This window comes from Bacillus sp. SIMBA_008, from assembly GCF_046535495.1.
Taxonomy (GTDB): Bacteria; Bacillota; Bacilli; order Bacillales; family Bacillaceae; genus Bacillus; species Bacillus subtilis.
On record NZ_JAWRWL010000002.1, the window covers coordinates 19,376 to 39,706 of the forward strand.

Below are 20,331 nucleotides of genomic sequence, written 5' to 3' on the forward strand. Positions count from 1 at the left end.
GGAGGGATTTTTATGACATCTTATGATCAAATATGGGAAACCTTTTTAAACAACTGCGAGACGTCCGATTTTGATGTTCCTCAAGAAGAAGAGGACATTTATAAATCAATTCGAAATGCAATCCTTCATTTCAATAACCGGCTTAGAGACAATTTAAAAGCTGATAATTCAACTGAAACTGTTAATCGGGAATTATCTGAGGATGATCTTCTTATTCTTGCACACTTCTTGAGATACATCTTTTTGTTAAATAAAAAGACCTTATTTGAGAATACGTGGCAGCCCTTCACTAATGACGTGGGGATCAAGAACTTTAGTACGCAACTCAATTCACTTAAACAAAGTGTAATAGATCAGAAAGACGAAATTGAGCGCTTGATATTGAACGCTGCGGTGGATTATCTATGAGTACAATTAAAGTTAAATCAGCACATAAAGATGGACAAATAAAGCTTGAGGACTTAGATGTTGTTTGCAATAAACTGTGTAAGAAAAACAATTCAGTCCTCTTCAAATTGGAGAAATACCTTAATAAAAAGCTGCTAAGTGATCCTGAACTCACAGAAATCAGGGACACTATTTTAACAGTAAGTGGTGAATTAAGCAGACTTAGGGATAACTTAGTAACAGACGGTGATTCGAATGAAGGACTACAGTAATTACCACAAGGTTAACATTAATAATAAACTTCTTCATGATGGTAAGCTTATTTTCCAACAAGGCCTTAAGGGGTTTGAATCTGAAAAAGTCACAATTGATGGAATCGAAAAAACAGTAATGATCACTTCTAAGTACTCTAGTGGCGATGGTTCTGCAAGATATATATTAGGTGAAATTGCTGACATTTATCGTGGCGGAGTTGTTAAATTTAATGATGAAACATGGCTCATCACCTCCCACCCTCTCAGTAATAAGATTTACAAAAAGGCTGAGATAAAAATATGTGGAACATCATTTTTTCTTACTTCAGAAGACAAGCTAATCGATACTGGCAAAATTAACGAAATCACTGGTAAGCCAATTTATGAAAAAGTACCTGGCGAAAAAACTGAAGTCCCCTGCATATTCGAAAGGACAACTTCAATAAAAGGCACTGAATTGGCGGTAAATCTTCCAGATGGTCAAGCAAACATTACAATTCCTTATCTTGTTCATGAAAAATTGAAAATCGGACTTACCCTCACCTTCTTTGGCGAAGATTATCAAGTCGATGATATAGACTATTCTAAAGTTTATGGAGACCACGGAACAATAAAATTGGTTGCCAAAAAGAAAGTTGGTGAAAAGACATGAGCATGACTGTTGAACAGATGACAAAAGTCTTCAGATTAGTTATGGATGATGTTGAACTGAATCGGCTCTTGTATTACAAAACTGATCCTCTCTCCCCTTCTCATCCTGATGTTCAATCACTCGAAAATTATTATGACTCCACAAATGACTCTCCCGCTATAATCAATACCATATTCAAGCGAGCACCTAAAACAGATGATCTATCGGATTCACCATTATGTAGGATGTGTGTTTATTTAGGGAACGCATTGCCTAAGCCGACAAATCAAAGCTTTATGTTATTAAATCAAGATTTGATGATCGATGTATACACACACATTAATACATTTGAGATATCTGAGTATCGAAGTTTGAAAATCATCGACAGGGTTTCAAAATTGTTTTTCAATAAAAATATTGCTGGTTTTGGTGTCACAGTAGATTATAGACGTTTGCTTATAAGTAATCCTCCTGACGGATACCTGGGCTACAAGATGATCTTTACTTTTGGAGCAAGCAAATGAATGAGTTAAAGGATTTCTTTTTCTTGGGAAAACCGATCCAGACTGAAATAGGTGAGATTGATTTCATCCGCTTAAAAGATTATCCTCTCTACACCAAAGAACTAAGCATGTTGAGGATGAATAAGAAAAGTCTCATTAAAGAATATTCAAGGTTTAATGAGGATGGCTCGCTTGACCCATTTATTATTGAAATGAAAAAGAGAGATCTTTATGAAATTGTACATTCGGTACTCCCTGATTTTCACGAGGCTTATTTCAAAGTTTTTTCAAAAGTATTGATAAACAAGGATTCCCTATCATTGATTGGAAAACATAATTTTCCGCATCTCAGAAAACTAATACTAGACATGCATTGTATCACTGAAGACAAGGTCGTTGACAATGATGAACTTCAGGAGTTCCACGATATAAGTAAATCACTCAAGCAACAAGATTCTCAAAGTGATTTAAAGGATATAGTAAGCTGTGTTGCTGCATTTAACGGATACACATATGAAGAAATATCTGAAATGACAATGTATCAACTATATTTGTCGTTCTACAGGATGGCTGAAGTAATGAATTATAACACAACCACACTTTTTGCTACTGTCTCTCCTGATGTCAAAGTAAGTGATTGGAGCAGTCACATTAATCTTTACAAGGAAGAGTCTTATCACCTGAGCACTAGAGATGCTAAAAATATCGAGCAATTATTTGGAGGCTAATTAACTTTAGTCTCTTTTTATTTTTATTTAGGAGGAAACAATTTGGCAAAACAAACAGTAATCCATGAAGTTGGAAAAATTACAGCTAAACGTCTGAGCGATAATAAGGTTATTGCTTCAGGTGTTACACAAATGACTCAGTTTTCCCAACAAGTTCAACAAGACTTTTTAAAAGGCGGATGGGGTAACCGAGACCTGTATGTTATTAATTCAAGTAAAGAAGTATCGGGTAATGTCCGAAATGCTTTCTTTGATCTTGATTTCATGGCAATGCAGCAAGGCGTAAAAATTGAAAACGAAACAATTTCTGTGTGGGAAGATGAAAGCTTAACAGTTAGTGATACCGGTACGGTTACTCTTTCTTATCTCCCATTGTCTAAAGTTTCATTAACTAACGAAGATGGAGATCAAATTGAAGTTGACGCTGCATCTAAAATAGTTACTGTGCCTGATACCTTTGCAACCAAGGGTGAAGCTTTAGCAGTTCATTATCAAATTGAAGTTGAAGCCGAGACTGTTGAAATTAACGGTGAAAAATTCTCTGAGAATTACTACTTTGAAATTCACACAATTGAATACGATCCTAAAACTTCAAAAATCTACAGTGACCTTTATATTCAGCTCCCTAAAGTAAACTTCTCTGGTGAAGCAGATATGTCGTTTGAAGCAGGAAATGCATATACTCCGGAAATCGGCTATCGAGCCCTTGCTGATAATAACGGAAAAATCGGTAACTTTGCTCGTGTGAAACGTAAAGCTGATGGGACAAAGGGCGTTGTCACTAGTGATGAAGGAACTGGCTCATCTCAAAGTTCAGATCTTGGCGGAACAACTGAATAATTAAGGAGGCGTTTATTATTGCTTTTTTAAACCAGGACGGTGATAAATACACCTCTGCAAAAGATGATGGGACAGGTAATCCCATAACAGCTGTATCAATTGAACGTTCCACTGTCCCCTTGGAGGTTGGTCTCAATAATGACCAGCCTCTTAATGTTAATGTGGCCAACACTGCACTTGATGTAAATATAACTAATACGGCTTCTGTCCCTGTTTTGGTTAAAAACACTGCAGCAATTAAAACCCAAGTTCAAAAATCCTATTCTGAATTTGTTGTTACTGATGCTGATACCGTAGCTACAGGTGCAACTAAGTCTTATACAGTTGATCTAATCGATTCACTTGGTGTTTTCAGAACTTACGGTGTTGCTATGTACACAACTCAAACAGACAGCTCAAACAGCAAAGTTTTAGCAAGTATTTATTCCGTACCGAAAAACATCCCATTTTATTCTGCAACTACATCAGGTAATGATAATTCTGTTCTATTCAACAGCATTGCTTTTGTTCAGAATTACCCTTTACAAAAACAATTAACTTTCACTGCTCCAAAAATACATCTGACAGTTAAAGCAGCCGGTACAGTTGATCTAACTGGGTTAAAAATCGTTGTTTGGGGGATGGAATAATGACATTTGATGAAGTGTGTGGTCTGTTCAAACAATTTGATGGTTTGGAACAAAAATTCCTATTGCTATCAGATGGATCCTATATCAGTGTTGATGATTTCAAGCAACGGTTTGAAGGCGACTTCAATGAATACGAACCTTTAAGTTCGCTTCAGTCATCCCCTTCTTCTACCCCAGCTTGGGAAGGTATATGGAATAAGCTACAAGAGGATGGGCTTTTTGAATAAGTCCTCCCCTCTTGTTTTTCTAGATAAAAGACAGTTTTTATTCAAATTAAGGAGGTGGAGTTGTTGACAGAAACGACTGAAAATGTCGTAGTTACGATTCCAGACAAGACTTCATTTACATTTCATGAAGCAACAACTTCCCCATCAGAAGGTGAAGAATTTGTAGTGAGTCATTTTCGGGAACTTACTGTTAAGATCTCTGGTTCCTCTACTTCCCGGGAAGTTAAATTCTATGCAGTCGATGAAAACGGTGAAAAGACTGCTTTAAGTGGCACCAACAAAACTGATTTTCAACTCGCCAGCAGTACATTGAACACAAATGAATATTGGGACTTTGATATTGCTGGACTGTTTAAAGTAATGTTTGAAGTTTCCGCAGTTAATGGTGATGTATCTGTTAAAGGAAATGCGGTGAGCTAATGAGTAGCAGTAAATTTGTTGGTCAATTAAAACAAAACAATGAACAAATAAACAACCTAAAGGAAATCACTACACAAGCCGAAAAGCATATGGTTGTTCACGAACAAAAGCTCACTGAAATAGTTGATGAATTCATAGAGAAACAAAATTATGAATTGAAGAGTCATACAGAAAATAAAAATAACCCTCACCAAGTTACTAAGGATCAGTTAGGCCTAGGAAAAGTATTAAACATTGAGCAGGCAGCTAAATCAGATTTTGACTCCCATACCGCAGATACTATTGTGCATATTACAACCACTGAAAGAAATTCATGGAACGCCAAAGAAACAACAGCAGGATCTCAATCAAAAGCTGATCAAGCACTTGCTAATGCAAAAGCTTACACTGATACCCATGCCAGCAATAAATCTAATCCACATGGTGTTACTGCCTCACAAATCGGACTAGGAAATCTAACTAACGATAAGCAGGCTACAAAAAGTGAATTTGATTTGCACGCTGGCGATACAACTAAACATGTTACCGCTACTGAAAGAAATTCATGGCTTTTAAAGAGCGATATCACTTCCTCTGTTACCAGTGGGGATACTTCCAAAGTATTAAACGGAGAAGGCGCAAAATTACTTAATGATAAGATAACCGAATTACAGAATGAGGTTTATTTAACTGATTTATTAAGTGTTACTACAGGTGAAGTCACTTTAAAAGATGACATAACAAAGTACAAGAAACTTCTTGTTGTAACTGGAGGAGTTTCAACTGGGGATGTTAGAACGTCATTAGTTAGATGTTTCTACACGTACACCTTCAGGCCTCTGACCGACACAATTAATGTATCTACTTCTAGGGGGAAATTCTCTGCCAGCATTACTTCAAATACTTCAATAAGCATTACACAAGCAGATGATGCCTTAAGATACATTATTGGTTTGAAATATTGAAAGGAGGGTTTGCTATAAACGTTTTTATTATCGATAAAATAACGAAAAAAATTATAAAAAGAAACATTGGCTTGCCTGATGACAGCAATAAAGAACTCTCTTCCTACTTTGATAGTAATGAATATGATTTATCAAAACACTTTTTTGCAACCGGAGAAAATTTAGAGGAAGGCTTTTATAAGATTGTAAATGGTCAGGTAGTTGCTAAAACCACTGAAGAGTTAATTGCTGATAAAGTCATCCCACCAACTACGGAAACACATCCTGAGCCAGTGTTAACCATTGAAGATTTAAAAACCCTGAATGATGCGTTAGGTAAGCAATTGGTATCGGAAAAACTAAAAAATACACAATTAGAGAACAAGCTTTCCAATCTTGGAAAAACTGTTGTTTCTATAAAATTAGGAGTGTTATAAAATGACTGATTTTGAATTTTGGGAAATGGCATACCGGTATGAATGGGCAACTAAAGATGATCTAAAAAAGGCTGTAGAACTTGGAGATATCACTCCAGATGAATATAAAAAGATTACTAATGAAGACTATGTAGCTGCTTAAGAAATATTATATGGAGGATATTAAAGGAGGAAATAAGATGACATCAAAGAAGTTGAATTTAGGTTTAATTGAGGAGAGCGTCAGTAAATATGACAAGAAGGAAAAAGTCCAATTAACTGATGACGTACATGTATTTATTTATCCATACTTCTCTCCTTCTCGATTGACAAAAATGTTATCCGGATTGATTTCTGATCAAGAAGAAGCAAAAAAAGCAGGGATTAAATCATTTAAGGATATAAATCAAGTTCAATGGGCATTCTTTTCACTAGTTAAAGAATTTACGGACTTGGGCATTCCAAATGACATTAAAAATAAAGTCAAATGGTATCTTAAACTTGTAGATTCAGAGTTCTTCCCTTTGATTATCAACAGCTTCCCTAAAGAGAGTTTAGAAAAACTGGGTAAAGCCACTGTTATGCTGCAACAAAACATAGATGAGTTATCAAAAAAATCTCAGGAAGAAGCAAATAATCTTATTCTTCAAAAGGTCGAAGAGATTGAAAGCAGCGCTGATCCACTGTAATGGTGAAAAACATAAAAGAAATCAAAGCAATGGTTGAACAAGCTGCAATTCAGTCTATACATAAATCTTCCTCTAACGTTAAGCAAGTCATGACGAAAACAGGTCAAGATCATGTTGAAGAAGATGTTTACGGCACCTATAGCCCCCTACTTTATGAACGTACAGGAAAGCTTAAAGACGCTTTTATAACCACCAACGAGAGTAACGGGGTATCCTTGGACAATATTAGAGAAGATGATGGGAAAGATGTTGCTACAGTCATTGAAACCGGACAGGGGTATACATACCCTGATTCATATGGATATGGCTACGGTAAACCTCGTCCTTTTATGAAGAAAACCTCTGAGACACTAAAAGATGGACGATTAACTGCAGCGCTAAAAAAAGATTTAAAGGCAGATGGAATTAAAACAGACTAATGGCGGTGAATTAATGGCCAAATCAATTGAAAAGAATATGCTCAGATCTCGAGCAATAAAACTCCCCGAGGTCACGGAATCAATGTGGGAGCAAGTAGATGAAGAGCACAGAAACTTGGTTCAAGAGTTTTTAGATGCTCATTCATTTAGAGATAAAACACGAAAGCAGTATTACTCCTCCCTTCGCCAATTCTTTTGGTGGGTACATACCTCTCTTAACGGGAAAAAACTTTATAAGATCTCAAAGCGTGATTTCATTAGGTATCAAAGTTTCTTAAAGAATCGTGGGATGTCTTCAAGTGGGATTGCTTTAAAAAAAGCCGGTGTATCATCGTTAAATAATTATATCGAAAATGTTGTTGCAGAAGATGATCATAATTATGAGAAATTCAGAAATTTCACCCGCGGGCTTCCAGCTATTCCTAAAACCACTACCTATGAAAAAGTTAAAGTTACATATGATGATTATAAACTGATGATGGACGCCCTAAAAGAGGACGAAAATTATTTGGGGATGGCATGGCTTGCTACTGCCTTTAATGTTGGCGGGCGAAGAGCAGAACTCATACAGTTAAAAACAGAAATATTAGATTACCCTGTTCCAGAGGGTCAGTCATACGTGATGAGTCATAAGGTATTTGGAAAAGGTAAAGGTGAAGGAAAACCTCTTGAGTACATGATTAACACAGAAGCACTGGAGTATCTTCGTTTATGGCATGAAAAACGTGGCTATGATCATGAATACCTCTTCACTACTCAGTATGGCGGAGAGCCTAAACAGATGTCAGAGTCTTGGGCTGATTATTTTTGCTCTGATGTGTTATCAGACATCCTTGGTCGACGTATAAACCCCCACCTCTTTAAAGCTTCGTGCATCACTTATCTCCTAGAAGTTAAGAAAATCAAAATTGAATTGATAAGCAAATATGTAGCTCATCATGAAGATGTCTCAACAACAATCAAGCACTATGATTTACGGGATTTTGAAGAAGAAAAGAATCAAATATTTGTTTAGTTAAAATCCCTCTTTTATTCAGAATCAAGATTCCTCTTTTGAGGGATTTTGCTTATGTATAAAAATCATTTGCAATTTAGTATCTACTCACTAGTCATTTTAACTGCCGTATAAAATCTTATGCATGAAACTCTTTATAAATTTCCATATTTACCCGATAATATAGTCGAGGTGAATCATAGTGGATTTTAATGAAATTGTAAAGTATAAGCTTGAAACATTAAAGCCCAGAAGATTAACAAAATTCATACGAACTGAGTTCCCATCAAAAGGGATGCCTCATTCGGAACAGGATATGAAGAAATACGAATCTCTTAAACAGCTAAATGATGATGAACTCTCTTTTGGAATTGCAAGTATGGCACGAATTGAATCGGGTTTTGTTTATTCCAAGTTCGCAGGGGTTATTATTCTCATATTAAGTTTACTACTTGGTACGTATAAAATTCTATTTAGTGATTATAAACAACCTCTTGAAAGTGAATTTTATTTTATATATACGATGTTTTGCATCTTGATACTGTTATCAGCCGTCCTTTTGGATATAAGAATTATGACCACAGCGACCTACTTTAAAACACTGCTCGAACAAGCTAAGGTAGATAAAGTGAACCAAAGCGCTAATAGAACCAAGCTCGCCAATAATCTTATTGAAGTTCAGATTAGAGAATGGTGGCCAATCTGGAAAAAGAATATTTACAACAGACAAGCAAAAAATCTAGAGGAAGTCTTGCTTAAATGGTCTGATGATGAATTAATTACATATATCACAGAGTACTTTGGCTATTGGACGAAAAGAAATAAAATAGCTGAATTGCAAAGAATAAGAGGATTAGATTTGGACATAATAATATTGGGAATCGGAAGAATGATAGAAATCGAGGAATCCTCTGATAATTCTAAGATTATACCTGGTTTAACTACAGTAAGCACTTTTTTCGCAACCCAACTTATATATTACTTAGCATATGAAAATAAGGGCAACCCTACTCTTACTTCGGTTAGTGTTGGACTTATTTTTTCCGCATTAATTTTTTGGGGGATGACTTGGGGCATGAATAAAGGTAGAACACATCGTTCAGGAGCAGCTAAATACAGAAGCTACTTAGAACAGGTAAAATCCGAGATGGAAAAGAAATGATCTCTCCTTCCATTTATACAGTTCTCCATGACTGGAAACAGTGGTATAATGTAGGAAAATGATACCGGTGGTGGCTATTATGGATCCAATGTATTGGTTTATCTTATTCTTATTATGTATTGTATTGCCAATCTCAATTATTTGGGCAATTACATCTTCAATAAAGCAGAAAGAAAATAAAACGGCACATCAATATTCGAAATATAATTTACAGAAGCATGATATTGAGTTTCAAGCTGATCGTTACTATATTTCACCAGAAAATAATACTAAAATCTCTTTTAATAAAGACAAACAACTTTTCAAGCTTTATTCCAAAAATGGCGAAAATATTAGTGAGACATGTATACCATTCTCTAATGTAATTGAATCAACAGTTATTATCGATGATCAAACTATAGCTAAGGCTGAACGAGGTAACCAGATAGCCGGAGCTCTAATCGGTGGAGTAGTTGCTGGTGGAATAGGTGCGATAATAGGTGGGTCATCAGCCAATACAGTAAATCATAAGTATATCAAAAAAGTAGTACTTAAAATAATTAATGACGATTTTAATTGTCCAAATTACTATATAAATTTCTTGCCTTTTAATGAAAAAGGATTTTTAAATTCTGATCCTGTTTGTATAAACGCTATTAAGGAAGTTGAATATTGGCAAAGTGTTTTTGAATTAGCTATTCGTAAAGCAAGTAAAGTCGCTCAATAATTGGGTGACTTTTTATTTTGCCCTCTCCCCTACTGAAAGGAAGTGATTCTTACTTGAGTCAAAACCTCAAAATCATACTAACCCCACAAGCTGATACCTCATCCAAAACTGTTGAACAGTTAAATCAGCAAATTAAATCTCTGGAAAAGAAACTCAACTCCCTCAAGCTCAATACGAATATTGATTCTACCACCTTAAAAGCTCTGCAAGAATTCTCCTCTGCTGTCGATACATATCAGAAAAAACTAAAATCCTATAATCAAACAGTTAAAGAAACCTCAACAGTAATTAAGAATGCTGACGGATCAGTTGAAAAGCTCACCCAGCAATATAAGAAAAATGGTGAGATACTCCAACGTGAAACAAAAATAATCAACAATCGTAATTCAGCATTAAAGCAAGAAACCCAAGAGGTTAACAAGCTTACACAGGCCACTGAGAAACTAGGACAGGTTCAAAAAAAGACCGAGCAGAGAAATCTGCAAGGACAACCAACAAAGGTTGTGCAGAAAAATCGCCACGGGTTCGATGATATTGTTTATACAACTGATCCGAAAACTAATTCGACCTCTTCAAAAACTACAACTAATTATGACCAACAAAGGAGAGCAATTGAGCAGCTTAAGCAAGATTTAGAGAAGCTTAGACAGCAAGGTATTGTTACTGATACGACCATCTCATCTCTTGGCCGAAAAATAAACACAGCTCAATCCGCTCAACAAATTGAAGCACTGCAAAATAGGATAAGGATGTTAGATGATAAATCTGCGGCAGTTGCGAAGAACAACGAATTAAAGAAAACCATTGAATTATATCAGCGACAGGCACAAGTAAATGTTCAAAACCTAAATACACGGTATGGCAGTTCTATGGGCTCTAGTAATAGACAAGCTGTTCAAGATTATTTGAATGCAGTAAATAGTCTTAATGTAAGCACTGGAAGCAATAATATCAGATCACAAATTCAAAGCTTGAATATGCAATTTAGAGAATTAGCCTCCAGCGCTCAAGCAGCTGCTAACCAAGCCTCTTCTTATGGAGCAGAACTAACCCAAACCTTCAAAAGCATGTCCACCTATTTAATCTCCGGTTCCTTATTCTATGGAGCTATCTCTGGACTTAAAGAAATGGTATCCCAGGCAGTTGAAATTGATACTCTCATGACAAATATTCGCCGTGTTATGAATGAGCCGGACTATAAATATAATGAACTTCTCCAAGAATCTATTGACTTAGGTGATACACTATCAAATAAAATCACAGATATTCTCCAAATGACAGGTGATTTTGGAAGAATGGGCTTCGATGAAAGTGAACTCTCCACGTTAACGAAAACTGCTCAAGTTCTTCAAAATGTCTCCGATTTAAATCCCGATGATACAGTTAATACTCTTACGGCAGCAATGCTCAACTTTAATATTGCAGCTAATGATTCAATATCAATTGCAGATAAATTAAATGAGGTTGATAATAACTATGCTGTTACAACTCTAGATCTGGCCAATTCTATCCGTAAAGCTGGTTCAACTGCTTCTACATTCGGGGTAGAGCTAAATGATCTTATTGGTTATACAACAGCAATTGCTAGTACAACCCGTGAGTCTGGTAATATAGTCGGGAACTCCTTAAAGACAATTTTCGCGCGGATTGGGAATAATCAAAGTTCAATTAAAGCGTTAGAACAGATTGGTATCTCAGTTAAAACAGCTGGCGGTGAAGCTAAATCAGCAAGTGATTTAATTAGTGAAGTTGCTGGTAAGTGGGATACGCTTTCTGATGCTCAAAAACAAAATACTTCAATTGGAGTAGCTGGCATTTATCAATTATCCCGTTTTAATGCAATGATGAACAACTTCTCTATTGCTCAGAATGCGGCTAAAACTGCAGCTAATTCGACAGGAAGCGCATGGAGTGAGCAGCAAAAGTATGCTGATAGTCTACAAGCTAGGATAAATAAGCTTCAAAATAACTTTACTGAATTTGCTATTGCAGCTTCAGATGCTTTTATTAGCGATGGATTAATTGAATTTACTCAGGCTGCTGGTTCTTTGCTTAATGCTTCAACAGGAGTAATCAAATCGGTTGGGTTCCTACCTCCCCTTTTAGCTGCGGTAAGCACTGCAACCCTTTTGCTTAGTAAGAATACCCGGGCATTAGCCACCGCCTTAATTTGGGGTACACGTGCAATGGGGCAAGAAACTTTAGCGACTGCTGGTTTAGAAGCTGGTATGACTCGTGCAGCTGTCGCCTCAAGAGTTCTAAAAACTGCTCTTCGAGGGTTGTTTGTGTCAACATTAGTTGGCGGTGCATTCGCTGTTTTAGGATGGGCACTTGAATCATTAATTTCATCTTTTGCAGAGGCTAAAAAAGCTAAAGATGATTTTGAGCAGAGCCAGCAAACCAATGTCGAAGCAATTACAACTAATAAGGATTCCACTGATAAACTAATACAACAATATAAAGAGCTTCAAAAGGTTAAAGAGTCCAGATCTCTAACTTCAGATGAAGAGCAAGAATACCTTCAAGTCACTCAGCAATTAGCACAAACTTTCCCTGCATTAGTTAAAGGCTATGATTCTCAAGGAAATGCAATTCTTAAGACAAATAAAGAGCTTGAAAAAGCGATTGAGAATACTAAAGAGTATTTGGCTTTAAAGAAACAAGAAACAAGAGACAGTGCAAAGAAAACATTCGAAGACGCTTCTAAGGAAATTAAAAAGTCTAAGGATGAATTAAAGCAGTACAAGCAAATAGCGGACTACAATGATAAAGGTAGACCTAAATGGGATCTCATTGCCGATGACGATGACTATAAGATTGCTGCTGATAAAGCTAAACAAAGCATGCTCAAAGCTCAATCTGACATTGAGAGTGGAAATGCTAAAGTTAAAGATAGCGTCCTTTCAATTGCAAATGCTTATAGTTCAATTGATATCAGTAATACTTTAAAGACGAGTATTAGTGATGTTGTCAACAAACTTAACTTAAAAGATGATTTAGATCCTGAAGAATTAGAAAAATTTTCCTCCTCTTTAGGAAAGCTTCAAGAAAAAATGCAAAAAGCTTTAGATTCAGGCGATGAAAAAGCTTTCGATAACGCAAAAAAAGATCTTCAAAGTCTCTTAGAAACATACTCTAAATCCGATTCCTCTATTGATGTTTTTAAAATGAGCTTCGACAAAGCACAGAAGAACATAAAAGATGGAGATAAGAGCTTATCTTCCGTTAAATCTGAAGTTGGCGATTTGGGTGAGACGCTGGCAGAAGCAGGTAACGAGGCAGAAGATTTTGGTAAGAAGTTAAAAGAAGCTCTGGATGCAAATAGTGTCGATGATATTAAGGTAGCTATTAAAGAAATGGCAGATGCTATGCAGTTTGATTCCGTTCAAGATGCCTTAAATGGGGATATTTTTAATAACACCAAAGATCAAGTGGCTCCTCTCAATGATCTTCTAGAAAAAATGGCTGAAGGTAAAAGCATTTCTGCAAATGAAGCTAATACCCTTATTCAAAAAGATAAGGAACTTGCCAAGGCTATTAGCATCGAAAATGGCGTTGTGAAAATTAACCGTGATGAAGTTATCAAACAAAGAAAAGTTAAACTTGATGCTTATAACGACATGGTTACCTATAGCAATAAATTGATGAAAACAGAAGTTAACAACGCTATCAAAACCTTAAACGCTGATACTTTACGGATTGACAGCCTAAGAAAGCTACGAAAAGAACGTAAGCTTGATATGTCTGAGGCTGAACTTTCAGACCTAGAAGTTAAGTCAATTAATAATGTTGCAGATGCAAAAAAAGAACTTAAAAAGCTTGAAGAGAAAATGCTTCAACCTGGTGGGTACTCCAATAGTCAAATTGAAGCAATGCAAAGCGTTAAATCAGCTTTAGAATCTTATATTTCAGCATCTGAAGAAGCCGCCAGCACGCAAGAAATGAATAAACAGGCACTTGTTGAAGCTGGAACATCTTTGGAGAATTGGACAGATCAACAAGAAAAAGCCAATGAAGAAACCAAAACTTCTATGTATGTTGTTGATAAATACAAGGAAGCATTAGAAAAAGTTAATGCTGAGATTGACAAGTACAACAAGCAGGTCAATGATTATCCGAAATACTCTCAGAAATATCGAGATGCAATTAAGAAGGAAATTAAAGCACTCCAGCAAAAGAAAAAGCTTATGCAGGAACAAGCTAAGCTACTTAAAGATCAAATTAAATCCGGTAACATTGCTCAATACGGTATTGTAACCACTACATCTTCATCTGGGGGAACCTCTACTTCAACTGGTGGCTCATATTCAGGCAAGTATTCAAGCTACATAAATTCAGCAGCTAGTAAATACAATGTTGACCCTGCCCTTATTGCAGCTGTAATTCAGCAAGAATCAGGGTTTAATGCTAAAGCACGATCTGGTGTAGGTGCCATGGGATTAATGCAACTGATGCCAGCAACAGCGAAAAGCTTAGGAGTAAATAACGCTTACGATCCTTATCAAAATGTTATGGGTGGAACAAAGTACCTCGCCCAACAGCTTGAAAAGTTTGGCGGTAATGTTGAAAAAGCATTGGCTGCATATAATGCTGGGCCTGGTAACGTAATTAAATATGGTGGTATCCCTCCTTTTAAAGAAACACAGAATTACGTCAAGAAGATCATGGCCAACTACAGCAAATCCCTCTCCTCTGCCACTTCTTCAATCGCCAGCTATTATACAAATAATAGCGCTTTTAGGGTAAGCTCCAAATATGGACAACAGGAATCTGGTCTCCGCTCCTCCCCACATAAAGGAACTGATTTTGCTGCAAAAGCAGGTACAGCAATTAAATCTCTTCAAAGTGGTAAAGTTCAAATTGCTGGCTACAGTAAAACTGCAGGTAACTGGGTTGTTATTAAACAAGATGATGGAACAGTTGCCAAGTACATGCACATGCTTAACACTCCTTCTGTTAAAACAGGTCAATCAGTTAAAGCCGGTCAAACTATTGGTAAAGTTGGTAGCACAGGGAACTCAACTGGAAATCACCTTCATTTACAGATCGAACAAAATGGAAAAACAATCGATCCTGAAAAGTACATGCAAGGTATTGGAACTTCTATTTCAGATGCGTCACAAGCTGAGGCAGAACGGCAACAAGGGATAGCCCAGGCTAAATCTGATCTTCTCTCCCTTCAAGGAGATATAGATTCAGTCAATGATCAGATTCAAGAACTTCAGTATGAACTAGTTCAATCCAAACTCGATGAGTTTGATAAAAGAATTGGGGATTTTGATGTTCGGATAGCTAAAGATGAATCAATGGCTAACCGATACACTTCTGACAGCAAGGAATTCCGCAAATACACCTCTGATCAGAAAAAAGTTGTTGCAGAACAAGCTAAAATCCAACAACAAAAAGTTAATTGGATTCAAAAAGAAATAAAAACAAATAAAGCATTGAACTCCGCTCAACGTGCCCAGCTTCAAGAAGAGCTTAAACAAGCCAAACTAGATTTAATTTCTGTTCAAGATCAGGTTCGTGAGCTACAGAAGCAACTTGTCCAATCTAAAGTTGATGAGACGCTTAAGTCAATTGAAAAGTCATCTTCTAAAACCCAAGGGAAAATTAAAGATGTTGATAATAAAATTTCAATGACTGAAGAAGATGAGGACAAGGTTAAGTACTATAGCAAGCAGATAAAGCTCATTCAGCAACAACAAAAGGAAGCCAAAAAATATATCAAACAGCTTGAAGAGCAAAAGAAAGCTGCGAGAGGTTTCCCTGACATCCAGGAACAGATCACTGAAGAAATCGAAAACTGGAAAGATAAACAGAAAGATTTTAACCTTGAGCTATATAACACCAAGAAGTCGATCAAGGATATCTATAAATCATTGGCTGATGAAGTTGTATCCATCTACAAAGAGATGTACGAAAAAATGCGGGATATTGAGTTAAAAGCCCATCAGAAAGCGACACAAGATAAGATTGATGAGATCGACAAAGAAGACGAAGAAGCTAAATATCAAAAGGAATTGAAGGAGAAAAACCAAGCAATACAGGAAACAAAAGATAAGATCAGTAAACTTTCCATGGACGACTCCTCTGAGGCTAAATCACAAGTCAAAGACCTAGAGAAACAACTTCAAGAACAACAGGAAGCTTTGGATGAGTATGTAAAAGATCGTAGCAACACAAAACGGAAAGAAGCCCTTCAAGATCAGCTTGATAAAGATGAAGAATCAATTAACAACAAGTACGATGACCTGGTAAATGATGAACGAGCATTCAAAAAGCTTGAAGATAAGCTTATGGATGGTAAAATCACTGATATCGCTAAACAGCTTAATGAATTCACCAAGTTCATTAACGAGAATATGAAGTCGATTGGGAAAAGTATTTCCAATAACTTGATTGATAAGCTTAAGGACGCTGCCAGTGCATTAAATACCGTTACAACTGGAAATACAACAGGTAAAAAGGTGTCATCATTTGCTTCTGGTGGATATACAGGCACAGGACTTGGAGCAGGAAAGCTTGCATTCTTACATGACAAGGAACTTATTTTAAACAAGACAGATACTGAAAACATGCTGGAAGCTGTGAAACAAGTTCGTCAAACGTCCACTGATAATTCAGTAAAGACTACCTCTAAATGGGGTCAACCTGGTAAAATTTCAGATGTTTTAAGTAAGAGTATTTCTCTTGTTACACCAGCAATGAACGCTGCAGTTGCTAGTCAAACAAGTCTAACTAAAGGCTTAATTCCAACTCTTAAGAACTTCTCGACACCTACTGTAACCCCTTCTACACCTCAAGGAAATACATCAAACAATCAGAACTCATTCACAATTAATGTAACAGAAGCTAGTAATGCTAAAGAAACTGCAAGCTTAGTGTACAAACAATTAGCAAATGGTCTTAAAAATACTGGACTGAATTTCAACATAACATGAGTCGGCTAAAGCCGGCTCTTTTTATATTGGGGGTGAAAAATTGATTAGACAGAGCCAATATTTCCTGTTTGACAACGAAAAGTCCATTGACTACGGAGTGGAAAACGTTAATACAGAGTCTGGGTTAGTTGAGGAATCTTTTTTGGGTTCACGATCAGTTAATGAAACTTATGTAAAAGGAAGATCAGAGCCGTACACTGAAGGTGTCAAAAGAGAAGCAAAACAATTTCCTTTAAACTTTTATGTTGGTGAAAATTATGATGAGAAAAAAATAAGAGCAATTAAGCGCTGGCTAGATGTTGATGATTACAAGCCCTTAGCTTTCAGTGAAAATTTAGACATTGTGTATTATGCAATGCCCGTAGATACCAGTGATCTAGTCCATAATGCGGCTAGACATGGATATGTTCGTTTGACAATGAAATGCAACTCCCCTTATGCATATAGTCGAAACACAAGTACTCATTCCTTTGATATATCATCAGGAATGAAAACCATTGAACTCCATAACAAAGGCGATGTTGCGATTTACCCTACTGTTGAAATTCTTAAAATTGGCGACGGCGATGTAAAAATCGAGAACCTGAGTGATTATACTGATCCCTTTATATTCAGCAATCTAAAAGACAGAGAAATTGTTAAAGTGAATGGTGAAAAAGAAATAATCGAGTCGTCTTTATATGGGAATGAAAGATATGATGATTTCAATGACAATTATATTAGATTGGATTACGGAAAAAATCGATTAAAAGTGACCGGAAAATGCAAACTGAGATTCACTTTCAGATTTAAGTATCGGTAAGAAGGTGAAAAATTGATAACTATTCGCAAGGATACAGAGATAAAAAACATACGCTTATCCCTTGCTAAGCCAGATAAGACTAAAATAGCCAACATTGATGAAGTTCTGAATCCAACTGTAACTTTAAATCATGGAAGCAGCGTTCACGAACTCTCCTTCTCTATTCCGCTTAAGGCCACCTATGATGGGGTCATTAAAAGGAATCATGTTGTAGATTTACTAAAACCCTGGTACCTAATTAAAACTGAGTTCTATGGGCTTGCGATTTGGTTTATTATCACAAAAAGAACCAAGTCTTTCAGCAGTGAAATGGATACTGTACAAGTTGAGTGTAGATCTCTTCAACATGAATTGAGCAGAATAAGCGTTCTTAAATATGAGGAGACATCTAAAAATCTGCAGGAAGTAGTTACAGACTGTTTAAAGAATACCAGTTGGACGGTTGGATACATAGATACTCTCTTTAACGTAAAACGAAGACAGTTTGATGTATCATCAACTAACAAGCTTGATTTTTTATATTCAATCTGCGAGAAGTTCGATGCAGTTCCAGTCTTTGATACATTAAAAGAAACTGTAAGCTTTTATAAAGAATCAGACATTTCGAAATACAAAGGCCTCAAACTGAACCCTCGGCAATATATGATTAGCATGGACGATTCTGATGATGCAGACGAATTGGTAACAAGACTGTATGCTACTGGAAAAGATGGCATAAGTATTAATTCAGTGAACCCGACTGGTCAATCGTACATTGATGATTTCTCTTATTTCCTCTTCCCCTTTCAACGTGACGAACAACGAAATGTAATTTCCCACAGTGCCTATATGCCAGATGAACTTTGTCATGCAATTCTTGATTATAATGATCTTGTTAATAGCGAAGGAAATGCGTTTAATAAACTTCTCACCCAAAAGAACGAAGCTGAAACTGGTTTAACCGAATTGAATAATGAGCTTTACACACTTGATCTAGAAGTCCAAAAGTTATTAGATCGAATTGAAGTTGCGAAGAAAGCTGGAGATGACACAAGTCAACTAAAAGCTCAACTTGCCGTAAAGCAGAAAGCAGTTGCAGAAAAGAAAAACCAAATTGCTACGATTGAATCAACAATTTCTCAAATATCTGCTTCAATTTCTAAGCTTAAAGAAAAGCTTTCTTTTGAGAACAATTTTAGTGAAAATCAGCAAAAACTGCTCTCACGTTTCATTTCGACAACTGAGTGGTCAAATGACAGCATCTATGATGAGAATGAACTTTATGATGATGCCAACGAAGAACTCGAAAGTCGTAATACACCGCCAGTGAATGTAACACTCGATATTGTAAACTTTTTTAACTGTATTAGTGAAAAACATAACTGGGATAGGTTCAGTTTGGGAGACATAGTAGGAGTTCAACAGAGTGATTTAAATACCGATATTAAAGCCATTCTTTCAGCAATAACAATTGATTTTGAACAATCAAATATTAGTGTCACAGTTACAAATGGAAAAAGAGTTCAATCTGATTTTGAGAAAGTCATTAAGACCGTTTACAGAACAAACAAAATAAGTACTGAATTAAACAAAAGAAAGATTGAATGGGACAAAGTAACTGAAAACTTCAATATTCGAAATGACAGAATCTCAGTGCAGCCAGCACCCCCTGTTATTGCTTCTGACGGCACGGCAATTACCCATAAGGTAAATGATAACGGGTCAGTTGATATTACCATTCAGTGGAACTATGTTGATTCCAATGAAGACAAATACAACATTGATGGGTTTGAGGTTTACTTACACGGTAGTGATGACAATGAGGAGTACACATTTGGCTCTGTGCAAGCTAGTGAAAATTTACAAAATGTTAAATATGACAGGCGAACAGCTACTTTTACCGGATTGCCTTCAAATATGTACTATACAATTGGTGTTCAAGCATATCGAAGAGTAGATGCGGATATCGATATTAATCAAATTCTTCTTTCGGATATAGTTAAGTCAAATCATCCTTCTGAAAACCCCTACCTCCCTACTCCTTCAATTGAAGTAAAAGGAAGCCTTAGTGGAAAAGTTAATGGTCTTTATACAATTTCCACGGAATCTAAGCCAGAAGATCCAGAGACAGGAACAATTTGGATTGACCCAAAGACTAATAAACAGGAACTGTTTAACGGAGAGGAATGGATTGTTTCATCTGCTGGTTCAGCAGACTCTCTGAATGGTTTTACAGCTTCATTAACCACCTCACCAAACTCTATACCAGTACGTGATCAATCAGGGGTCATTAGTGGCTCAATAGATGGAAATGCAGAGATGTTAGGTGGACGAGCAGCTTCTGACTATGCATTAACTGAAAATATCCCCGTTCCTCCCAAGTTTGCTAAAGGTGTTTACACAGGAGACGGCACTTTAAGTAAACAAATTCCGCTTGCCTTTACCCCCGATTTAGTTAGAATAACCCCGATTTCACCTGAAGACAGTCAACTAGTAATTGAAAGTCAATTGGGGGGCTATGCCTATCAAGTTACTTCAACCGGACTTTCCCTTATTGGAGGAGATTTAAGCTATGGTGCTTTGGGAAACAACCTTTTTATCACAGGCTCAGATAGTAACTGCAGAGGAAATAAATTAAACGTTAAATATATCTGGGAAGCTTACCAACAAAATTAACG

Annotated in this window: 19 protein-coding genes and 1 pseudogene; all 20 read left to right on the forward strand. The window is 36.4% G+C overall.

Annotation, left to right across the window (positions count from 1 at the left end):
- Nucleotides 1-12 precede the first annotated feature (12 nt).
- The 20 genes and pseudogenes from SB658_RS05825 to SB658_RS05920 all read left to right on the forward strand — a co-directional run bounded on the left by SB658_RS05825 (nt 13) and on the right by SB658_RS05920 (nt 20,329).
- Nucleotides 13-408 carry a hypothetical protein gene (locus SB658_RS05825; protein WP_041054460.1) on the forward strand — a complete coding sequence of 132 codons (396 nt, stop codon included), beginning with the start codon at nt 13-15 and terminating at the stop codon, nt 406-408.
- The gene (locus tag SB658_RS05830) at nt 405-659 is read left to right on the forward strand and encodes a hypothetical protein (protein ID WP_144460154.1); all 255 of its coding nucleotides are present in this window, start codon (nt 405-407) and stop codon (nt 657-659) included. The genes SB658_RS05825 and SB658_RS05830 overlap by 4 nt, the downstream gene beginning before the upstream one ends.
- Nucleotides 643-1,293, forward strand: a complete 651-nt coding sequence (locus SB658_RS05835) for a hypothetical protein (RefSeq protein ID WP_144460152.1) — start codon at nt 643-645, stop codon at nt 1,291-1,293. Before SB658_RS05830 ends, SB658_RS05835 begins: the two co-directional genes overlap by 17 nt.
- A complete protein-coding gene (locus tag SB658_RS05840; RefSeq protein WP_071580916.1) occupies nt 1,290-1,796 on the forward strand; it encodes a hypothetical protein in 507 nt (168 codons plus the stop codon). The genes SB658_RS05835 and SB658_RS05840 overlap by 4 nt, the downstream gene beginning before the upstream one ends.
- Entirely contained in the window at nt 1,793-2,503 is a 711-nt protein-coding gene (locus tag SB658_RS05845) for a hypothetical protein (protein WP_144500937.1), read from the forward strand. Before SB658_RS05840 ends, SB658_RS05845 begins: the two co-directional genes overlap by 4 nt.
- A gap of 42 nt (nt 2,504-2,545) precedes the next feature.
- The gene (locus tag SB658_RS05850; RefSeq protein ID WP_144500938.1) at nt 2,546-3,343 is read left to right on the forward strand and encodes a hypothetical protein; all 798 of its coding nucleotides are present in this window, start codon (nt 2,546-2,548) and stop codon (nt 3,341-3,343) included.
- Nucleotides 3,344-3,360: 17 nt separating this feature from the next.
- Nucleotides 3,361-3,972: a hypothetical protein gene (locus SB658_RS05855; RefSeq protein WP_074794686.1), complete on the forward strand. Its 612-nt coding sequence runs from the start codon at nt 3,361-3,363 to the stop codon at nt 3,970-3,972.
- On the forward strand, nt 3,972-4,199 hold the full coding sequence (locus tag SB658_RS05860) for a hypothetical protein (protein ID WP_009967521.1): 228 nt from the start codon (nt 3,972-3,974) through the stop codon (nt 4,197-4,199). Before SB658_RS05855 ends, SB658_RS05860 begins: the two co-directional genes overlap by 1 nt.
- 63 nt (nt 4,200-4,262) lie before the next feature.
- Nucleotides 4,263-4,619, forward strand: a complete 357-nt coding sequence (locus tag SB658_RS05865) for a hypothetical protein (RefSeq protein ID WP_033885222.1) — start codon at nt 4,263-4,265, stop codon at nt 4,617-4,619.
- Nucleotides 4,619-5,168, forward strand: a pseudogene (locus SB658_RS05870) (hypothetical protein); the annotation flags it as partial. The gene SB658_RS05865 and the pseudogene SB658_RS05870, both read left to right, overlap by 1 nt.
- Before the next feature lie 391 nt (nt 5,169-5,559).
- Nucleotides 5,560-5,979, forward strand: coding sequence for a hypothetical protein (locus SB658_RS05875; RefSeq protein ID WP_042976260.1), 420 nt, complete (start codon nt 5,560-5,562; stop codon nt 5,977-5,979).
- A gap of 1 nt (nt 5,980) precedes the next feature.
- Nucleotides 5,981-6,121 carry an XkdX family protein gene (locus tag SB658_RS05880; protein WP_072692670.1) on the forward strand — a complete coding sequence of 47 codons (141 nt, stop codon included), beginning with the start codon at nt 5,981-5,983 and terminating at the stop codon, nt 6,119-6,121.
- A gap of 37 nt (nt 6,122-6,158) precedes the next feature.
- Nucleotides 6,159-6,647: a hypothetical protein gene (locus SB658_RS05885; protein ID WP_064814696.1), complete on the forward strand. Its 489-nt coding sequence runs from the start codon at nt 6,159-6,161 to the stop codon at nt 6,645-6,647.
- The gene (locus tag SB658_RS05890) at nt 6,647-7,066 is read left to right on the forward strand and encodes a hypothetical protein (RefSeq protein WP_113712857.1); all 420 of its coding nucleotides are present in this window, start codon (nt 6,647-6,649) and stop codon (nt 7,064-7,066) included. The genes SB658_RS05885 and SB658_RS05890 overlap by 1 nt, the downstream gene beginning before the upstream one ends.
- A gap of 13 nt (nt 7,067-7,079) precedes the next feature.
- The gene (locus SB658_RS05895; protein WP_033885229.1) at nt 7,080-8,081 is read left to right on the forward strand and encodes a tyrosine-type recombinase/integrase; all 1,002 of its coding nucleotides are present in this window, start codon (nt 7,080-7,082) and stop codon (nt 8,079-8,081) included.
- Between the two features lie 181 nt (nt 8,082-8,262).
- Nucleotides 8,263-9,222 carry a hypothetical protein gene (locus tag SB658_RS05900; RefSeq protein ID WP_144500939.1) on the forward strand — a complete coding sequence of 320 codons (960 nt, stop codon included), beginning with the start codon at nt 8,263-8,265 and terminating at the stop codon, nt 9,220-9,222.
- A gap of 79 nt (nt 9,223-9,301) precedes the next feature.
- On the forward strand, nt 9,302-9,928 hold the full coding sequence (locus tag SB658_RS05905; RefSeq protein WP_128992108.1) for a hypothetical protein: 627 nt from the start codon (nt 9,302-9,304) through the stop codon (nt 9,926-9,928).
- Nucleotides 9,929-9,981: 53 nt separating this feature from the next.
- Nucleotides 9,982-16,872 carry a phage tail tape measure protein gene (locus SB658_RS05910; RefSeq protein ID WP_144500940.1) on the forward strand — a complete coding sequence of 2,297 codons (6,891 nt, stop codon included), beginning with the start codon at nt 9,982-9,984 and terminating at the stop codon, nt 16,870-16,872.
- 40 nt (nt 16,873-16,912) lie between these two features.
- A complete protein-coding gene (locus tag SB658_RS05915) occupies nt 16,913-17,674 on the forward strand; it encodes a distal tail protein Dit (RefSeq protein WP_042976268.1) in 762 nt (253 codons plus the stop codon).
- A gap of 12 nt (nt 17,675-17,686) precedes the next feature.
- The gene (locus SB658_RS05920) at nt 17,687-20,329 is read left to right on the forward strand and encodes a DUF7359 domain-containing protein (protein ID WP_068947497.1); all 2,643 of its coding nucleotides are present in this window, start codon (nt 17,687-17,689) and stop codon (nt 20,327-20,329) included.
- The last annotated feature ends 2 nt before the right edge of the window (nt 20,330-20,331 follow it).

What these genes read in the sequence shown, in the direction of transcription:
- SB658_RS05885 (WP_064814696.1), top strand. Translation starts at nt 6,159, where the DNA reads ATGACATCAAAGAAGTTGAATTTAGGTTTAATTGAGGAGAGCGTCAGT.
- SB658_RS05845 (WP_144500937.1), top strand. Translation starts at nt 1,793, where the DNA reads ATGAATGAGTTAAAGGATTTCTTTTTCTTGGGAAAACCGATCCAGACT.
- SB658_RS05890 (WP_113712857.1), top strand. Translation starts at nt 6,647, where the DNA reads ATGGTGAAAAACATAAAAGAAATCAAAGCAATGGTTGAACAAGCTGCA.
- SB658_RS05830 (WP_144460154.1), top strand. Translation starts at nt 405, where the DNA reads ATGAGTACAATTAAAGTTAAATCAGCACATAAAGATGGACAAATAAAG.
- SB658_RS05880 (WP_072692670.1), top strand. Translation starts at nt 5,981, where the DNA reads ATGACTGATTTTGAATTTTGGGAAATGGCATACCGGTATGAATGGGCA.
- SB658_RS05905 (WP_128992108.1), top strand. Translation starts at nt 9,302, where the DNA reads ATGGATCCAATGTATTGGTTTATCTTATTCTTATTATGTATTGTATTG.
- SB658_RS05895 (WP_033885229.1), top strand. Translation starts at nt 7,080, where the DNA reads ATGGCCAAATCAATTGAAAAGAATATGCTCAGATCTCGAGCAATAAAA.
- SB658_RS05840 (WP_071580916.1), top strand. Translation starts at nt 1,290, where the DNA reads ATGAGCATGACTGTTGAACAGATGACAAAAGTCTTCAGATTAGTTATG.
- SB658_RS05860 (WP_009967521.1), top strand. Translation starts at nt 3,972, where the DNA reads ATGACATTTGATGAAGTGTGTGGTCTGTTCAAACAATTTGATGGTTTG.
- SB658_RS05835 (WP_144460152.1), top strand. Translation starts at nt 643, where the DNA reads ATGAAGGACTACAGTAATTACCACAAGGTTAACATTAATAATAAACTT.
- SB658_RS05825 (WP_041054460.1), top strand. Translation starts at nt 13, where the DNA reads ATGACATCTTATGATCAAATATGGGAAACCTTTTTAAACAACTGCGAG.